Genomic DNA, 14,227 nt, shown 5'->3' with positions numbered 1-14,227 from the left:
CGAGGGGGTCAGGCGCGGGGGTAGGCGGTGCCGTCGAAGAGCTTGCGGGCGGTGCGGACGACCCCGGAGCGGACCACCCTCGGCGGGGTGACGGAGCCGTCGACGACGACGTCGACGAGCAGGTGCCCCGTGGGGTGCTCGACGTCGACCTGCGAGGTGTCCCGGGGCCAGCCGGCGGTGAGCTCGTGGCCGACGGCACCCGGCAGCAGCATCCCGGTGACGACGCTGACCGCGCCCAGGACGCCGATCGAGGTGTGCGGCTGCACCGGGATGAACGACCGGGTGCTGACCTGCCCGCCGTCGGCAGCCGGGGCCACCAGGACGGTCTTGGGTACCGAGGCGCGGGAGACGTCACCCATGCCCATGAGCTGGGCGGCCTTGCGGCGGAAGGCGTCGATCCGGTCGAGGAGCGCGGCGTCCGCGGCCAGCTGCTCGTGGGACTCGTGGCCGGTGAGGCCGAAGGACTCCGCGGTCGCGAGGACGACCGGCATGCCGTTGTCGACGCAGGTGACCTCGATGCCCTCGACGGTGTCGCGGACGTTCCCGGTCGGCAGCAGGGCGCCGGTGGCCGACCCCTCGGTGTCGGTGAACGCGAGGACGACGGGGGCGGCCGTCCCCGGGACGCCCGCGATCGCGACGTCGCCGCGGTACTCGACCCGCCCACCCGGGGTCGGGAAGGTCGCGACGGCGACGCTGTCGGAGTTCACCATCCGGATCCGCACGCTCGTCTCGTCCCCGCCGGCGGGGACGAGACCGCGCTCGACGGCGAACGGGCCGACGCCGGCCAGGATGTTGCCGCAGTTCTGCCGGTCGCTGACCGTGGCCTCGTCGACGCCCAGCTGGAGGAACAGGTAGTCGACGTCGACGTCCGGGTCGTCGGACGGCGAGACGACCGCCACCTTGCTGGTCAGCGTCGTGGCACCGCCGAGACCGTCGATCTGCCGCGGGTCGGGGGTGCCCATCAGCCGCAGCAGCAGGTCGTCGCGCTCCGCGGGGTCGGCGGGCAGGTCCCCCGCCTCGAGGAACAGCCCGCGCGACGTGCCACCGCGCAGCATCGTGGCGCGGACGCCCGTCTCGTCGTAGGTCACCGCTCCCCCATCCACTCCTCGTAGGCGACGTACTCGATGCCGAAAGCGGGCAGCTGGTCCCGCAGGCCGTACCGGTCCAGGCCCAGCTCGCCCTGCTGGAAGGCGGCCCGGCTGGCGGCCTCCTTGTCGATGCGCGCCTGCGACGCGGTGAGCGCGCGCGGCACGTCGGCGCGCGGGACGACCATCACGCCGTCGTCGTCGGCCAGGACGACGTCTCCCGGGTGGATCGTCTGGCCGCCGAGCACGATCGGCACGTTCACGGCGCCGGCCGTCGCCTTGACCGACCCCTGCGCGCTCACCGCCCGGGACCAGGCCGGGAAGCCCATCTCGCGCAGCTCGGCCACGTCGCGCACGCCGCAGCCCAGGACCACGCCGCGGACACCCCGGCGCGCCAGGGCCGTGGCGAACAGCTCGCCGAACAACCCGTCGGTGGACGGCGAGTTGGTCCCGACGACGAGCAGGTCGCCGGGCCGGCACTGCTCGACGGCGACGTGGATCATCAGGTTGTCGCCGGGCCAGCAGAGCACCGTCACCGCCGTGCCGCCGGTGCGCGCGCCGGACCAGGCCGGCCGGAACTCGGGGCCGAGGTAGCCGATCCGTCCCAGCGCCTCGTGCACGGTGGCGACGCCGAACGCGCCGAGGGTCTCGGCGTCGCCCGCGTCGGCGCGGGGCGGATCGGTGACGACGACGGTTCTCACGCTGCTCCTCAGGATTCCGGGGCCGTCTCGGACAGCGCCGTGATGACGCTGCGGAAGTGGGAGGTCGCCGCGGCCTCGGCACGGTCGGGGTCGCGCTCGGTGATGGCGTGGACCAGCTCGCTCAGCTCTCCCAGGCTCACGCGGGGACGACCGGGCCGCAGCGAGAGCCGGAACTGGTGGCGGACCAGTTGGGCCTGCAGCCGGCCGACGAGATCGGCCGCGATCGGGTGGCGAGCGGCCTCGCCGACCATGCCGTGCAGCTGCTGGATGAGCGCGGAGTACTTGAGGACGTCGCCGGAGTCGACGGCGGCGACCATGGTGTGCAGGTGCGCGCGGAGCCGGTCGGCCTCGGAGTCGGTCAGCCGCTCGGCGGCCTTGCGCGCGAGCAGGCCCTCGAGGGGCATCCGGCACTCGGTGATGGCGATGGCCTCCTCGGTGGAGACGACCCGCACCCGCGCGCCCTTGTTCTGGATCCGCTCGACCAGGCCTTCGGCCGCGAGCGCGTCGATCGCCAGCCGGACGGCGCTGCGGCTCACGCCGGTCAGCGCCACCAGCTCGGCCTCGACCAGCCGGTACCCGGGCGGCATGTCCCCCCGGAGGATCGCCTCGCGGAGCGCCCGCTCCGCTGTCGCCTGAGCTGCGGAAGCCATGCCGGCACGCTATCCCAGGCGCCCCGGATTGCCAACAATCCTGTCGTCAATCCGGGGCGGGGTTGGGAGACGGGGCGGCCCGTCCGGGGACGGGCCGCCCCTCCGCATCAGCTGCGGGTCACTCGAAGGTCTCGACCGTGTCGTAGCCGCGGCCGTTGAACTTCTGCACGACCACCGACGACACCGCGGGCTGACCGTCCTCGGTGGTGTTCACCGCGGTGTCGGGCAGCATGAGCGGCGCCTGGAAGTCCTCGATCGAGCGCAGGGCCTCCATGAAGCTGTCGCGGGTCGGCTCCTCCATGTTCTGGAAGGCCTGCTCGAGCGTCGCGCCGACCATCCAGCTCCACTGGCAGTGCGGGAACGCCGGCGGGTCCGGGTAGTCGCCGTACTCCTTGAGGGCGGCGAGGTACTCGACGACGTCCTCGTCCTGGGCGAAGGCCGGGCTCTGCGGCGTCTTCGAGAACGCCACGGAGAAGATGCCGGGGTAGGCAGCCGCGCCGCCGGGCTCGAGGATGGCCCCCGGGCTCGACGTGTTCGACGGCAGGAACCAGCTCGGCGTCCAGCCCACCTGCTGCGCCTTCTGCAGCGCGGAGATCATCAGCGGGGTCACCGACATCGCGTTGAAGAAGATGTCGGCGTCGCTGCTGGCGAGCTCGGTGATCTGCGCGTCGACGGAGGTGTCGGTCGCCTCGTAGGTCAGCTCGTCGACGATCTCGATGTTGTCGGCGCCCTCGATGCCGCGCTTGAAGCCCTCGACGTAGCCCTCTCCGTAGTCGTCGTTCTGCGACAGGATCGCGACCTTGTGGTCCCCGGACGACGTCGCGAGGAGCTCACCGAAGGCCTGGCCCTCGTTCTGGTAGATCGGCACGAAGCCGAGCTGCCACGGGCTCTCCTCGGCGTCGCTGAAGATCGGGTCACCGGTCATGATCAGCGCCTGCGGCACCTCGTCGGCGATGGCGGCCTCGCGCCACGCACGGTTGGTGGGCGTGCCCAGCCCCGCGGTCATGGCGAAGACGTCGTCCTTGAGCTGGTCGTAGTTCGCCTTGGCCTGCTGCGGGTCGTAGGTGTCGTCCAGCGCCTCGATCTCGACGGTGCGGGTCTTCCCGTCCCCGAACTCGACGCCGCCCTCGGCGTTCTTCATGCCGAAGTACGCCTTGACGCCGGCGACGGTGCAGGTGCCCGGTCCCGCGGTGGCGCCGCTGAGCGGGGTGGTGATGCCCAGCGTGATCGAGTCGTCGGTGATGCCCGGGCTCGGCGCTCCCTCGGCGGCGTCGCCGCCGCGACCGGCGTCGTCCCCGCCGCCGCACGCGGTGATCGTCAGCGCGAGCGCCGACACCGCGGCGATGCCGACCGCTCTGCGCGATCGAAAGTGCCTGTTCATGCGTGACCTTGCCTCTCTGTCTCGGGTTGCTCCGCCGCGGTGCCCGACCCGGGGGTCGATGACGGAGTGGTCGGTGGCGCGGCGGTGCCGCGGCCGGCGCGCAGGCGCCGGCGTCCGCGGCCCAGCGCGCGGGGCAGCGACGCGAGGCCGCCGGGGAGGACGAACAGGACGACCAGCAGGATCGCGCCCTGGAGCAGCGCCGTGAGGCTCGCGTCGACCTGGTTCGTCAGCTGCGGGACGAGCACGTAGAAGGCCCCGCCGAGCAGGGATCCCACGATGCTGCCCGCGCCGCCGATGACCATGGCGGCGAGCAGCTCGATCGAGTGCCCGAAGCTCATGGTCTCCGGCGACGTGTACTGGATGACGAGCATGTAGAGGAAGCCGCTCACGCCGCCGATGGCCGACGCGATGGTGAAGGCGAGCACCTTGTACCGGTAGGGCGAGATGCCCATCGAGGCGGCCACGTTCTCGTTGCCCTTGACGATGGCGAACGCCCGGCCGTACTTCCCGCGGACCAGGAAGTACGTCAGGAGGAACACCACCCCGCCGATGGCGATCACGAGGTAGAGCTGCCACTGGTCGTCGTAGAGCCCGCTGCCCTCCGGCGACTCGGCGAAGCGCGCCGAGAGGCCCTGCGAGCCGCCGGTGTAGTCGCTGAGCCGCTTGGCCAGCGGTACGCCGACGATGGGCAGCGCGATCGTCACCATCGCGATCGCGAGCCCGCCCAGGCGCGCTGCGGCCAGCGCCACGAGCAGGCCCGCCACGGCCGGGAGCAGGGTCGCCAGCACGAAGACCAGGACGATGTTCCACTCCTGCTGGACCCCGTACGCGGTGACGTACGCGCCGAAGCCGAGGAAGAAGATCTGGCCGAGCGAGACCTGGCCGGTGTAGCCCATCACCACGTTGAGCCCCAGCACCGCGACGGCGAAGACGCCGATGCGGGCCATCGTCTCGTTCTGGAACTCCGTCCCCAGGAGGGGGATCACGGCGAGCACGGCGACGATCAGCAGCGGGGTCCCCCAGCGCACCCACGGGCGTTGCCGCCACGACGCGGCCGGCGGGCCGGCGGGCGAGCCCGCGGCCGTCGCCGAGGCGGACGTCGCCGAGGACGAGGTCTTCGAGGAGGCCATCACACGCGCACCACGGTCTTCCGGCCGAACAGGCCCTGAGGTCGGACGATGAGGACGACGAACAGCAGGATGAACGGCACGGCGATCTTCAGGTCGTGGCCGATGAAGGGGACGTAGACAGCGGCCAGGTTCTCGAGGATGCCGATCATCCAGGCGGCGACGACCACGCCGATCGGGCTGGTGAGGCCGCCGAGGATGACCGCGGCCAGCGCGTACACCAGGGCGCTGTCGAGCATCCCCGGCGTCAGCGTGAGCTGCGGCGCCACGAGCGCGCCGGCGACGGCGCCGAGCACCGCCGCGAGGCCCCAGCCGACCATGAGCAGCCGGCCGACGGGGAGCCCGGAGAAGGCCGCGGACTGCGGGTTGATCGCGACCGCCCGCAGCGCCAGGCCGAGCTTCGTCCGCACGAACAGCAGCTGCATCAGGATCATCACCGCGACGATCACCAGGGTGGTGCCGATGGAGCGGATGCTGATCGCCACCCCCAGGAACTCCACCGTGTCGAGGGGGAACAGCGACGGGAACTGCTGGTTGTTGTACGACCAGAGCCAGCCGGCGATCCCGGTGATCAGCGTCAGCAGACCGACCGTGACGACGACGGCGGTGTCGGGGTCACCCCGCTCGAACCGCCGCATCAGGTAGCGCTCGAGCACGGCCCCCAGGGCGAACGAGAAGACGATCGAGCCCAGGATGGCGAGCACGAGCGGCACGCCCTGGTTGGTCAGCACCCACGCGACGTACGCGGCCAGGACGGCCATGCCGCCCTGCGCGAAGTTGATCAGCCCGGTCGCCGAGTGCACCAGCACGATCGCCAGGGCGAGGGCGGCGTAGACCGAGCCGGTCGACAGGCCGTCGACCACGAGCTGGACGAACTCTCCCACGGGTCAGCCTCCTAGGTACGCGCGACGGATCTCGTCCATGCCCCTGAGCTCCGCGGACGTGCCCGTGAGCACGTTCCGGCCGGTCTCCAGGACCGTGGCGCTGTCGACGAGGGTGAAGGCGAGGTTGGCGTTCTGCTCGACCACGAGCATCGCGATGCCGGACTCGGTGCGCAGCCGCCGGATCGCGTCGTAGACGTTCCTCGCGGTGCTGGGGGCGAGACCCAGCGAGGCCTCGTCGAGCAGCAGCAGGCGCGGCTTGGACATGATGGCGCGGGACACGGCGAGCATCTGCTGCTCGCCGCCGGACAGCGCCGAGGCGTTCGACGTGATCCGGTCCCGCAGGTTCGGGAACAGGTCCAGGCAGTACTCGACGTCCTGGTCGACGGCCTTGCGGTCCTTGCGCAGGTAGGCGCCGACCATGAGGTTCTCGCGGACGGTGAGGTCACCCAACGTGCCGCGGCCCTCCGGCACGTGCGCGATGCCGCGCGCGGCGACCTGGTCGGGCCGCAGGCCACGGATGTCCGTGCCGTCGAACACGATGCGCCCGCCCGCCCGGACCGAGCCGCTGATCGCGCGCAGGGTGGTGGTCTTGCCGGCGCCGTTGGCGCCGAGGATGCCGACCGCGCCGTTGTCCGGGACGCTCAGCGAGACCTCGTCGAGCACCTGGACGGGCCCGTACGAGGCGGTGACGCCCTCGAGCTCAAGCAGCGTCATCGGCCGCGTCCTTCCCGATGTAGGCCTCGATGACGCGGGGGTCGGACTGGGCCTCGGCGGCCGTCCCCTCCATGAGCTTCGCCCCGTGGTCGAGGACGACGACGCGGTCGGTGAGCGCCGCGATGAGGCCCATGTGGTGCTCGACGATGACGACGGTGATGTCGTCCTCGGCGCGCAGCCGCCGGACGGTGGCGATGAGGTGCTCCACCTCCGCGTGCGGCAGGCCGGCGGCCGGCTCGTCGAGGAGGAGCAGCTTCGGCCGCATGAGCAGCGCGCGGCACAGCTCCACGCCCTTGTGCAGGCCGTGCGACAGCTCGTCGGCCGGCAGGTGGGCGGCCCAGCCGAGGCTGTTGCGCTCCAGGAGGTCGAGCGCCTCGGCCCGCAGCTGCTTCTCGCTGCGCCGCGTGCGCGGCGTCCGCACCGCCCACTCGAGCGCGCCGCCGGGCAGCCGGGTGTGGGCCCCGAGCAGGACGTTCTCCAGCACCGTCGCGTGCAGCTGCAGCGCCGGGTGCTGGAACGTCCGGGCCAGGCCGTGCTTGGCGAGGGTGGCCGGACGCGCACCCTGGACTTCGGTGCCGTCGATCCGCACGGTGCCGGAGGTCGGCTTGTAGTGCCCGCTGATGCAGTTGAAGAGCGAGGTCTTGCCGGCTCCGTTCGGGCCGACCAGGCCGAAGATCTGGCCGGGCTCGACGGAGAAGCTCACCTCCTGCAGCACCTTGATGCCACCGAACTGCAGGCTCACGTCCTGCAAGGTCAGTTCAGCCGCCATGGACTGCCACTCCCGTTGCTCCGTTGCTCGGGTGACCGGGCCGCTGCCCGCCCGGGGGAACCTATGCAGCGCGTCACAGATTGTCGACGATTTTGGTGGGAAAGTTGCGCGACCGTCATCAACGGCCGGTCGGAGGCCGCCGTTCGGTCATCGGCCGCGCGGGCCGGCGATACACCCGAACCCGGCGTCCCGGGACGGACGCAGCTGTGGCCGGGCGACGAGCGTGCGTCGCCCGGCCACAGCTCCCGCCCTGTCAGGCCTTGCCGACGGTCCGCCAGCCGCCCTGGTAGGTCTCCCGCGCCATCTTCGCGTAGGGGACCGGGCTCACGATCGCGCGGACCTCGAACTGCTCGTGCGGCTCGACGGTGGTCTTCTTGCTCCCGCCGTCGGGCTCGCCCCAGACCACGCGGACCTCGGCGCCGTGGGGCACGTCGGGGCTGATGGTGGCCAGCGACAGGCCCTTCTTCTCGTTCGCCGAGATGCCGGTGAACATGGACACGCCGAGGACCGTGCCGTCGGCGTCGATGACCTTGTCGAAGTTGGACGAGCCGTAGTTGGCGTTGGGAAGGTCGAAGAACTGGTACTTCGCCCCCTCGACCGGGGAGGACAGCAGCTTCGCGAGGTCCTCTGAGTTCCACTCCAGGGTGACCTTGCGCCGCTGCGCGTCCTTGTCGAGGGCCTCGAGGGCGTCCCGGCCGATGAAGTCGTGGTCGAACTTCACGAACGAGCCGTACCCGAGGTCCCACGGGTTGGTGTAGTAGTCCTCGATGTCGTCGGACACGAAGCTGCCGGCGATCGCGTTGGTCGCCTCGTAGCTGTCGGCACCGAGCCACTCGCGGTAGGGGCGGAGCTCCTCGCCGGTGTAGATGGCCGGCAGGGGCGAGGGGATCCACCCGGACTCGAGGGTGTTGGTGGAGTAGGCGCGCGAGCCCACCGGCTCCAGGCCGAACTCGCGGCCGGCCTCGAGGATCGCCTCGCGGATCCGGTCGTAGCTCTCGTACGGGCCCCAGATCTCCAGGCCGGGCGCGCCCGCCATGCCGTGGCGCAGCGTGCGGACGGTCTCCCCCGCGATGTTCATCGTGCTCATGCGGAAGAACTTGAGCTGCTCGAGGTCGCCGCCGTGCAGCTTCTCGATGATCGGCCAGGCGTTCGGGCCCTGGATCTGGAAGCGCCACAGGTCGCGGGTGACGGCCTTGCCGTAGGGCCGCGACGGCGAGCGCGGGTCGTTGCGGATCTCGACGTCGTAGCCGCCGGTCTCGCCCTTGAACTGCAGCCAGTTCGCACCCGGCGCGCGGCCGACGTAGACGTACTCGTCCTCGGCGAGGTGGAAGAGGATGCCGTCACCGATGACGTTGCCGGCAGGGGTGACCGGGACGAACTGCTTGGCCATGTCCACCGGGAAGTTGGCCACGCTGTTGATGCCCGTGTCCGAGATCAGCTTGAGGGCGTCGGGACCCTTCATGAACAGGTTGAACATGTGGTGCGTCTGGTCGAAGAGCACGGCGGTCTCCTGCCATGCCTTCTGCTCCCGGCGGAAGTTGGTGAACTCCGACGGGACGACCGGGTAGATGTACGCACCCAGCTGGGAGTTGCGCAGGAGGCCGACGGTGTCGCCGGTCTGGTCGAGCAGTTCCTGGAGGTTCTTGGCAGTCATGTCCGTCCGTTCTCGTCGGGTGTTCCTTCCGCGGGCCGGCGGAGCCGGTCCGTGGCCTGACCGGTGGCCGCCGCGCGGCGGCGGGCCGGCCCAGGAGGCCGGTTTCCGCCGTCGTGCGCGGCAGACCACGGACGTGCCCTGTCCAGTGGCCCACGCCACATCGTCGATTGCAGCGTAGAGCGGCGGATGTGCTCCGGCACACGGGCATCCGTCACCCTGCGCACACCGTTCCGGCCGCTCGGCGTGCGTCGGATGACGGCCTCTCCGGGTCATTTGACGCGTTCCGGGACGGCCTGGGCATCGGACAGAGTGGCGGGGTCGCGACCGCGAGAGGGGGCAGCCGATGGCGCGTCGGCCGGGAGGCTCGACGTCCCCTGCCCGGACCCCGGTCTCCCCCGGCGCGACGTCGTGGGGCGCCGTCGCCGGCCTCATGGGTGCCGGGGTGGTCGCCGCGGCCCAGATCGGGGGCGCCGCGGCCGCGCTGCCGGTCCTGCGGGAGGAGTTCGGGCTGAGCCCGGGCACCGCCGCCTGGTACCTCTCGACGGTGAGCGCCCTCGGCGCGATCGGCGGCGTGCTGCTCGGGTGGCTGGGCCAGACGGTCGGCTTCGGCCGCCAGGTGCGGCTCGGCCTGGCCGCTATCGTCCTGGCCGACCTGGGCGGCGCGGCCGTGGACTCCCTGGCGGGTCTCCTGGTCGCCCGGGTCGGCGAGGGCGTCGGCCTGGTGATGGTGATCCTCGCGGCGCCACCGCTGCTCTCCGAGGTGTCCGGCCCGGCCCACCGGCGGCTCGTCGCCGGCGCGTGGGGCGCGTACATGCCCGTCGGCTCGGGGCTGGCAGCGCTGCTCGTGCCCGCCGCGATCGGCCTCGTCGGCTGGCGGGGCGCGTCGGTCGCCGACGCCTGCCTCGCCGCGGCGGTCCTCCTCGTCGTCCTCCGCTGGGTGCCGTCGGCCTCCGCGCGCCGGCGCCCGTCGGTGCAGGGGCTGGTGGGCGCGTTCCGCACGCCGTCCGTCGTCGTCATCACGGTGGTGTTCGCCCTCTACGCGGCCCAGTACCTCGCCGTCGTCGGCCTGCTGCCCGCCGCCCTGGTCGCCGACGACGGGCTGTCGGTCGCCACGGCGGGGGTGATCGGCGCCGTCGTCTTCCTGGTGAACGCGCCCGCCAACCTGCTCGGCGCCTACCTGCTGCACCGCGGGGCGCCGTTGCGGCGGGTGATCCTCACCGGGTGCGCCGGCATGGCCGTGACCGTGTGGGGGGTGCTCGACCCGGCGCTCCCCCTCGGGGTGCGGGTCGCGTCGGCCGTGGCCTTCTCGTTCGTGGCCGGGCTGGTCCCGTCCGCCCTCTTCGCCGCCCTGGCCGCGGTCTCGGCGGGCACGGACAAGGCCGGTGCGTCGATCGGCCTGGTGACCCAGGGCTCGGCCGTCGGCCAGCTGCTGGGTCCGCCCGTGGTGGTCGCCGTGGGGGCGGCCCTCGCACGGGGAACCCCGCAGTCGGCCCTGCTGGTGTGCGCCACCGGGCTCGTCGCGACCGGGGCCGTGCTCCTCCCCCGGGCCGCGCGCGCCGGCCGGCCCTCGTCTCCCGGCAGCGCGCCTGCCGGTCCGCCCCTCCGATGAAAGGTCGTCCGACATGTCCTCCGAGAGCCTGGCCTCGGCCCTCGCCCGTGCCGGCAGCCCGGTGGAGCTCCTCCGGAACCTCGCCTTCCCGCCGAGCACCTTCCCGGTCAGGCCCGAGTTCACCAACTGGCGGTCGGAGCAGCGGGCGTGGCTGGAGAGCTGCGCGCTGCTCGACCAGTCGCACCACATGACCGACCTCTTCGTCGAGGGGCCGGACGCACTGCGGCTGTTCAGCGACCTCGCCGTCAACACCTTCGCCGGCTTCGGCCCGGGCAAGGCCAAGCAGTTCGTCGCCGTCGGCCCCGACGGCCACCTCATCGGCGACGCGATCCTCTTCCACCTCGACGAGGGGTCGTTCGACCTCGTCGGCCACCCCATGGCGATCGACTGGGTGACCTTCCACCTCGAGCGGGGCGGCTACGACGCGCGCGCCGAGCGCGACGACAACTCCATCGTCCGGCGGTCCGGTCCGCCGAAGCTCTACCGCTACGAGCTGCAGGGGCCGACGTCCCTCGCCCTCCTCGAGCAGGTCTCCGGATCCCCCGTCCCGGACGCGCGGTTCTTCAGCATGGCCGAGTTCACCATCGCCGGACGGCGGGCCCGGGCCCTGCGGCACGGCATGGCCGGCCAGCCCGGCTTCGAGCTGTTCGGGCCCTGGGAGGACGGCGAGGCGGTGCTCGACGCGCTGGTCGGGGCCGGAGCCGACCACGGGCTCGTCCGCGTCGGCGCCAAGGCCTACTCGACGGCGAACCTCGGCTCCGGCTGGGTGCCGGCGCCCCTGCCGGCCATCTTCGGCGACGACCCGCTGCTGGCCGAGTACCGCGACTGGCTGCCCCTCGGGAAGGTCGGCTCCCTCGGCGGCAGCCTCGGCTCCCCCGACATCGCCGACTACTACCTGACCCCCTACGACGTCGGCTACGGCAAGACGATCAGGTTCGACCACGACTTCGTCGGCCGCGCGGCCCTCGAGGAGATGGGGCGGAGCGCGCCGCCGCGCACCAAGGTCACCCTCGTCTGGGACGCCGACGACGTCACCGCCGCCGTCGGCTCGCTCTACCGGCCGGGCCCGGGCGCCAAGTACATCGAGATGCCCAAGGCCCGGTACGCCACCCACCACGAGGACGAGGTGCTCGTGGACGGGCAGCGGGTCGGCATCTCGCTGGACTGCGGGTACCTGGCCAACGAGCGCCAGATGGTCTCCCTCGCGACCGTCGACACGGCGCTGGCCGAGCCGGGCACCGAGGTCACCGTCGTGTGGGGCGAGGACCCGGTGTCGGCGAAGCCGGCGGTCGAGCCGCACGTGCAGGTGCAGATCCGCGCCGTGGTCGCCCCCGCGCCCTACGACGCGCGGGACACCTACCGGGCCGGCTGACCCGCGGACGCAGGAAGGGCCCCCGGACGACCCGTCCGGGGGTTCCTCCTAGCGGTTGTCGAACAGGGCGATGCCGGCCGCGGTGTTGGACGCGGGCACGAAGTAGTCCGAGTGCACCTTGGTGATCTGGTCGTTCATCGCCCCGCGCATGACCAGCCACATGATGAGCTCGATCCCCTCCGAGCCCGCCTGGGTGATCAGCTCCTCGCGGGAGAGCGCGGCCAGCTTCGCCGGGTCGGTCTGGATGGTCTCCATCCACATGTGGTCGAAGTCGGGGTTGATGAAGCCCGCCCGCGCCCCTGCCAGCTGGTGCGACATGCCGCCGGTGCCGAGCACGCCGACCGTGATGTCCTCCGGGAAGCTGCGGATGGCCCGCCCGAGGGCCTGGCCGAGCGCCCAGCAGCGGGCCGCCGTGGGCTGCGGGTACTGGATGACGTTGACCAGCAGGGGGACGACCGGGCACGGCCAGGAGTCCCCGGGGTCGGGGGTCCACACCGACAGCGGGACGGTGAAGCCGTGGTCGACGTGCAGCTCCTGGAAGACGGTGAGGTCGAACTCCTCGTCGATCAGGCTCTCGACCAGGTGCAGGGAGAGCTCGGGGTGGCCGACCACGTCGGGCACGGGACGGCGCCCGAAGCCCTCGTCGGCGACCTCGTACCGCTCGGCGGTGCCCAGCCCGAAGGTGGGCACGAAGTCGAGGTCGATGCCGTTGGCGTGGTCGTTGTAGACGACGATCGCCACGTCCGGCCGGTGCTCGGCCAGCCAGGCCCGCGCGGGCGCGTAGCCGTCGAACAGCGCCTTCCAGTTCGGGTCGTCGGTCTTGCCGCGGTCCATCGCCGCGCCGATCGACGGCACGTGCGAGGTCGCCAGACCCCAGATCACCTCAGCCACGAGACACCTCAGCCATCCCTGCGTCCTCCCGCTCGCATCGCGGCGAGGAAGTCCTCCTCGCCCATGCCCGTGAACACACCGCCGAGGTACTGCATCGACCGGCCGTCCATCATCGCCAGCTTGTACACGTAGAAGATGCTGCCGCCGAGGTCGATCATCGCCTGCCAGTCGCGGTCCAGCACCGCCTGCTGCTGCTCGGCCGTGAGCCCGAACTCCTGGCAGTAGGCGGCCTCGTCGGCGAGGAAGCGCTCCCGGGCGGCGGCGTCGCGCAGGCTCATGAACAGCTTGTTCATGCGCAGCCCCCGCCGGCTGCTGTCGCCGTCGAAGATGGGGGTGCCCGGCAGGTCCCGGCGGCCCGCCGTCACGACTGCCGCTCCTGCGGGTGGGTGGCCAGCGCCTCGACGTGCACGTCGAGCCACGGGGCCATCGGCAGCGACATCAGCGCGTCGTGCAGGGCGGCCGGGTCCTCGGCCTCGTAGAGACCGACGGTCGCGTTGCGGCCGGGGACCCGCCACAGCCGCTTCAGGATCCCGGCGGCGCGCAGCTCCATCGCCCGGGCGCGCTCACCCGCCCGCAGCTCCTCCCGCCGCTCCGGCGGGGTGTCCACCGGCAGCCGGTTCTCCGACCGGACGAGGAACTCCACGTCAGACACCTTCCTTCTCGGACGACTCGATCGTCCCGGCGATCCCGACCAGCACGCGGGCCAGCTCCTGCGGCGCGGTGACCATCGCCTCGTGGCCGGTCTCCAGCTCGTGCACCGGCCAGCCGTGCGCGCGGGCGCGGTCGGCCTGGCCCGCGAAGACGCGCATCCAGCTCACGCACTCGACGAACGCCGCGGGGACCTCGTCGACCGCACCGGTCAGCCGCAGCGGGTCGGTGTAGGTCTTCCACGGGTGCGGGGTGAGCCTCGGGGTCAGCCAGTCGACGTCCGCCTGCTCGGTCACGCCGAGGACCGACAGCTTGCGCACCGGCACGAGCCAGCCGAAGCCCTGCTCGGCGGCCGACTCCGCCCAGTGGTGCTCGACGGTCTCGGGCAGGAGGTCGCGGGCCGCCTCGCCGTCGGAGCCGACGAACGCGTCGAGGTACACGCGCTGCGCGACGGCGCCGGGACGGCGGTCCGCGACGGCGGTGACGACCTGCCCGGCGTAGCTGTGGCCGACCAGGACGACGTCGGTGAGCCCGAAGGTGTCGACCACCCGGACGACGTCCTCGACGTGCGTCTCCAACCCGACCAGCGGCGAGAGCAGGTGCGCCCGCTCCGAGAGCCCGGTGAGGGTGGGCGCGTGCACCTCGTGCCCGGCCGCGCGCAGCAGCGGGGCCACCCGGTCCCAGCACCAGCCGCCGTGCCAGGCGCCGTGCACGAGCACGAACGCGGTCATGCACTCCTCCT

At 72.3% G+C, this 14,227-nt stretch carries 15 protein-coding genes; 2 read left to right on the top strand and 13 right to left on the bottom strand.

Features of this window, described 5'->3' with window-relative positions; translation table 11 throughout:
- Positions 1-8: 8 nt before the first annotated feature.
- The 9 genes from DCS98_RS06750 to ligM all read right to left on the bottom strand — a co-directional run bounded on the left by DCS98_RS06750 (position 9) and on the right by ligM (position 8,965).
- Positions 9-1,088, bottom strand: coding sequence for a 4-oxalomesaconate tautomerase (locus tag DCS98_RS06750; RefSeq protein WP_116450565.1), 1,080 nt, complete (start codon positions 1,086-1,088; stop codon positions 9-11).
- Positions 1,085-1,786, bottom strand: a complete 702-nt coding sequence (locus tag DCS98_RS06745) for a 4-carboxy-4-hydroxy-2-oxoadipate aldolase/oxaloacetate decarboxylase (protein ID WP_116450564.1) — start codon at positions 1,784-1,786, stop codon at positions 1,085-1,087. Before DCS98_RS06745 ends, DCS98_RS06750 begins: the two co-directional genes overlap by 4 nt.
- A gap of 8 nt (positions 1,787-1,794) precedes the next feature.
- Entirely contained in the window at positions 1,795-2,436 is a 642-nt protein-coding gene (locus DCS98_RS06740; RefSeq protein ID WP_116450563.1) for a GntR family transcriptional regulator, read from the bottom strand.
- Between the two features lie 118 nt (positions 2,437-2,554).
- Positions 2,555-3,817 carry an ABC transporter substrate-binding protein gene (locus DCS98_RS06735; RefSeq protein ID WP_116450562.1) on the bottom strand — a complete coding sequence of 421 codons (1,263 nt, stop codon included), beginning with the start codon at positions 3,815-3,817 and terminating at the stop codon, positions 2,555-2,557.
- Entirely contained in the window at positions 3,814-4,947 is a 1,134-nt protein-coding gene (locus DCS98_RS06730) for a branched-chain amino acid ABC transporter permease (protein ID WP_116450683.1), read from the bottom strand. Before DCS98_RS06730 ends, DCS98_RS06735 begins: the two co-directional genes overlap by 4 nt.
- Positions 4,947-5,828: a branched-chain amino acid ABC transporter permease gene (locus DCS98_RS06725; RefSeq protein ID WP_116450561.1), complete on the bottom strand. Its 882-nt coding sequence runs from the start codon at positions 5,826-5,828 to the stop codon at positions 4,947-4,949. Before DCS98_RS06725 ends, DCS98_RS06730 begins: the two co-directional genes overlap by 1 nt.
- 3 nt (positions 5,829-5,831) lie before the next feature.
- Complete coding sequence (locus DCS98_RS06720; RefSeq protein ID WP_116450560.1) at positions 5,832-6,542, bottom strand: ABC transporter ATP-binding protein; 711 nt, start codon at positions 6,540-6,542, stop codon at positions 5,832-5,834.
- Complete coding sequence (locus tag DCS98_RS06715) at positions 6,529-7,284, bottom strand: ABC transporter ATP-binding protein (protein ID WP_206340124.1); 756 nt, start codon at positions 7,282-7,284, stop codon at positions 6,529-6,531. Before DCS98_RS06715 ends, DCS98_RS06720 begins: the two co-directional genes overlap by 14 nt.
- Positions 7,285-7,564: 280 nt before the next feature.
- On the bottom strand, positions 7,565-8,965 hold the full coding sequence (ligM, locus tag DCS98_RS06710; protein WP_116450558.1) for a vanillate/3-O-methylgallate O-demethylase: 1,401 nt from the start codon (positions 8,963-8,965) through the stop codon (positions 7,565-7,567).
- A gap of 343 nt (positions 8,966-9,308) precedes the next feature.
- On the opposite strand from ligM, the gene DCS98_RS06705 reads away from it, so the two are divergent.
- Both DCS98_RS06705 and DCS98_RS06700 read left to right on the top strand, forming a co-directional pair.
- Positions 9,309-10,574 carry an MFS transporter gene (locus DCS98_RS06705; RefSeq protein ID WP_116450557.1) on the top strand — a complete coding sequence of 422 codons (1,266 nt, stop codon included), beginning with the start codon at positions 9,309-9,311 and terminating at the stop codon, positions 10,572-10,574.
- 13 nt (positions 10,575-10,587) lie between these two features.
- On the top strand, positions 10,588-11,946 hold the full coding sequence (locus tag DCS98_RS06700) for an aminomethyltransferase family protein (RefSeq protein WP_116450556.1): 1,359 nt from the start codon (positions 10,588-10,590) through the stop codon (positions 11,944-11,946).
- Positions 11,947-11,994: 48 nt separating this feature from the next.
- Here the strand turns inward: DCS98_RS06700 and DCS98_RS06695 are convergent, their stop codons facing one another.
- From DCS98_RS06695 to DCS98_RS06680, 4 genes are read right to left on the bottom strand one after another with little or no spacing between them, the layout of a single operon-like run.
- The gene (locus DCS98_RS06695; protein WP_116450555.1) at positions 11,995-12,837 is read right to left on the bottom strand and encodes a class III extradiol dioxygenase family protein; all 843 of its coding nucleotides are present in this window, start codon (positions 12,835-12,837) and stop codon (positions 11,995-11,997) included.
- An 8-nt stretch (positions 12,838-12,845) separates the two neighbouring features.
- Positions 12,846-13,202, bottom strand: a complete 357-nt coding sequence (gene ligA, locus DCS98_RS06690) for a protocatechuate 4,5-dioxygenase subunit alpha (RefSeq protein WP_206340123.1) — start codon at positions 13,200-13,202, stop codon at positions 12,846-12,848.
- Entirely contained in the window at positions 13,199-13,480 is a 282-nt protein-coding gene (locus DCS98_RS06685) for a muconolactone Delta-isomerase family protein (protein WP_116450554.1), read from the bottom strand. Before DCS98_RS06685 ends, ligA begins: the two co-directional genes overlap by 4 nt.
- A 1-nt stretch (position 13,481) precedes the next feature.
- Positions 13,482-14,216, bottom strand: coding sequence for an alpha/beta hydrolase (locus tag DCS98_RS06680; RefSeq protein ID WP_116450553.1), 735 nt, complete (start codon positions 14,214-14,216; stop codon positions 13,482-13,484).
- Between the last annotated feature and the right edge of the window lie 11 nt (positions 14,217-14,227).

It is taken from the genome of Blastococcus litoris, from assembly GCF_003075095.1.
GTDB lineage: Bacteria > Actinomycetota > Actinomycetes > Mycobacteriales > Geodermatophilaceae > Blastococcus_B > Blastococcus_B litoris.
Note: the sequence above shows the minus strand (reverse complement) of the source record. Positions and strands in the feature narration are given on the sequence as shown.

What these genes read in the sequence shown, in the direction of transcription:
- DCS98_RS06740 (WP_116450563.1), bottom strand. Translation starts at nt 2,436, where the DNA reads ATGGCTTCCGCAGCTCAGGCGACAGCGGAGCGGGCGCTCCGCGAGGCG.
- DCS98_RS06735 (WP_116450562.1), bottom strand. Translation starts at nt 3,817, where the DNA reads ATGAACAGGCACTTTCGATCGCGCAGAGCGGTCGGCATCGCCGCGGTG.
- DCS98_RS06730 (WP_116450683.1), bottom strand. Translation starts at nt 4,947, where the DNA reads ATGGCCTCCTCGAAGACCTCGTCCTCGGCGACGTCCGCCTCGGCGACG.
- DCS98_RS06720 (WP_116450560.1), bottom strand. Translation starts at nt 6,542, where the DNA reads ATGACGCTGCTTGAGCTCGAGGGCGTCACCGCCTCGTACGGGCCCGTC.
- ligM (WP_116450558.1), bottom strand. Translation starts at nt 8,965, where the DNA reads ATGACTGCCAAGAACCTCCAGGAACTGCTCGACCAGACCGGCGACACC.
- DCS98_RS06705 (WP_116450557.1), top strand. Translation starts at nt 9,309, where the DNA reads ATGGCGCGTCGGCCGGGAGGCTCGACGTCCCCTGCCCGGACCCCGGTC.
- DCS98_RS06700 (WP_116450556.1), top strand. Translation starts at nt 10,588, where the DNA reads ATGTCCTCCGAGAGCCTGGCCTCGGCCCTCGCCCGTGCCGGCAGCCCG.
- DCS98_RS06680 (WP_116450553.1), bottom strand. Translation starts at nt 14,216, where the DNA reads ATGACCGCGTTCGTGCTCGTGCACGGCGCCTGGCACGGCGGCTGGTGC.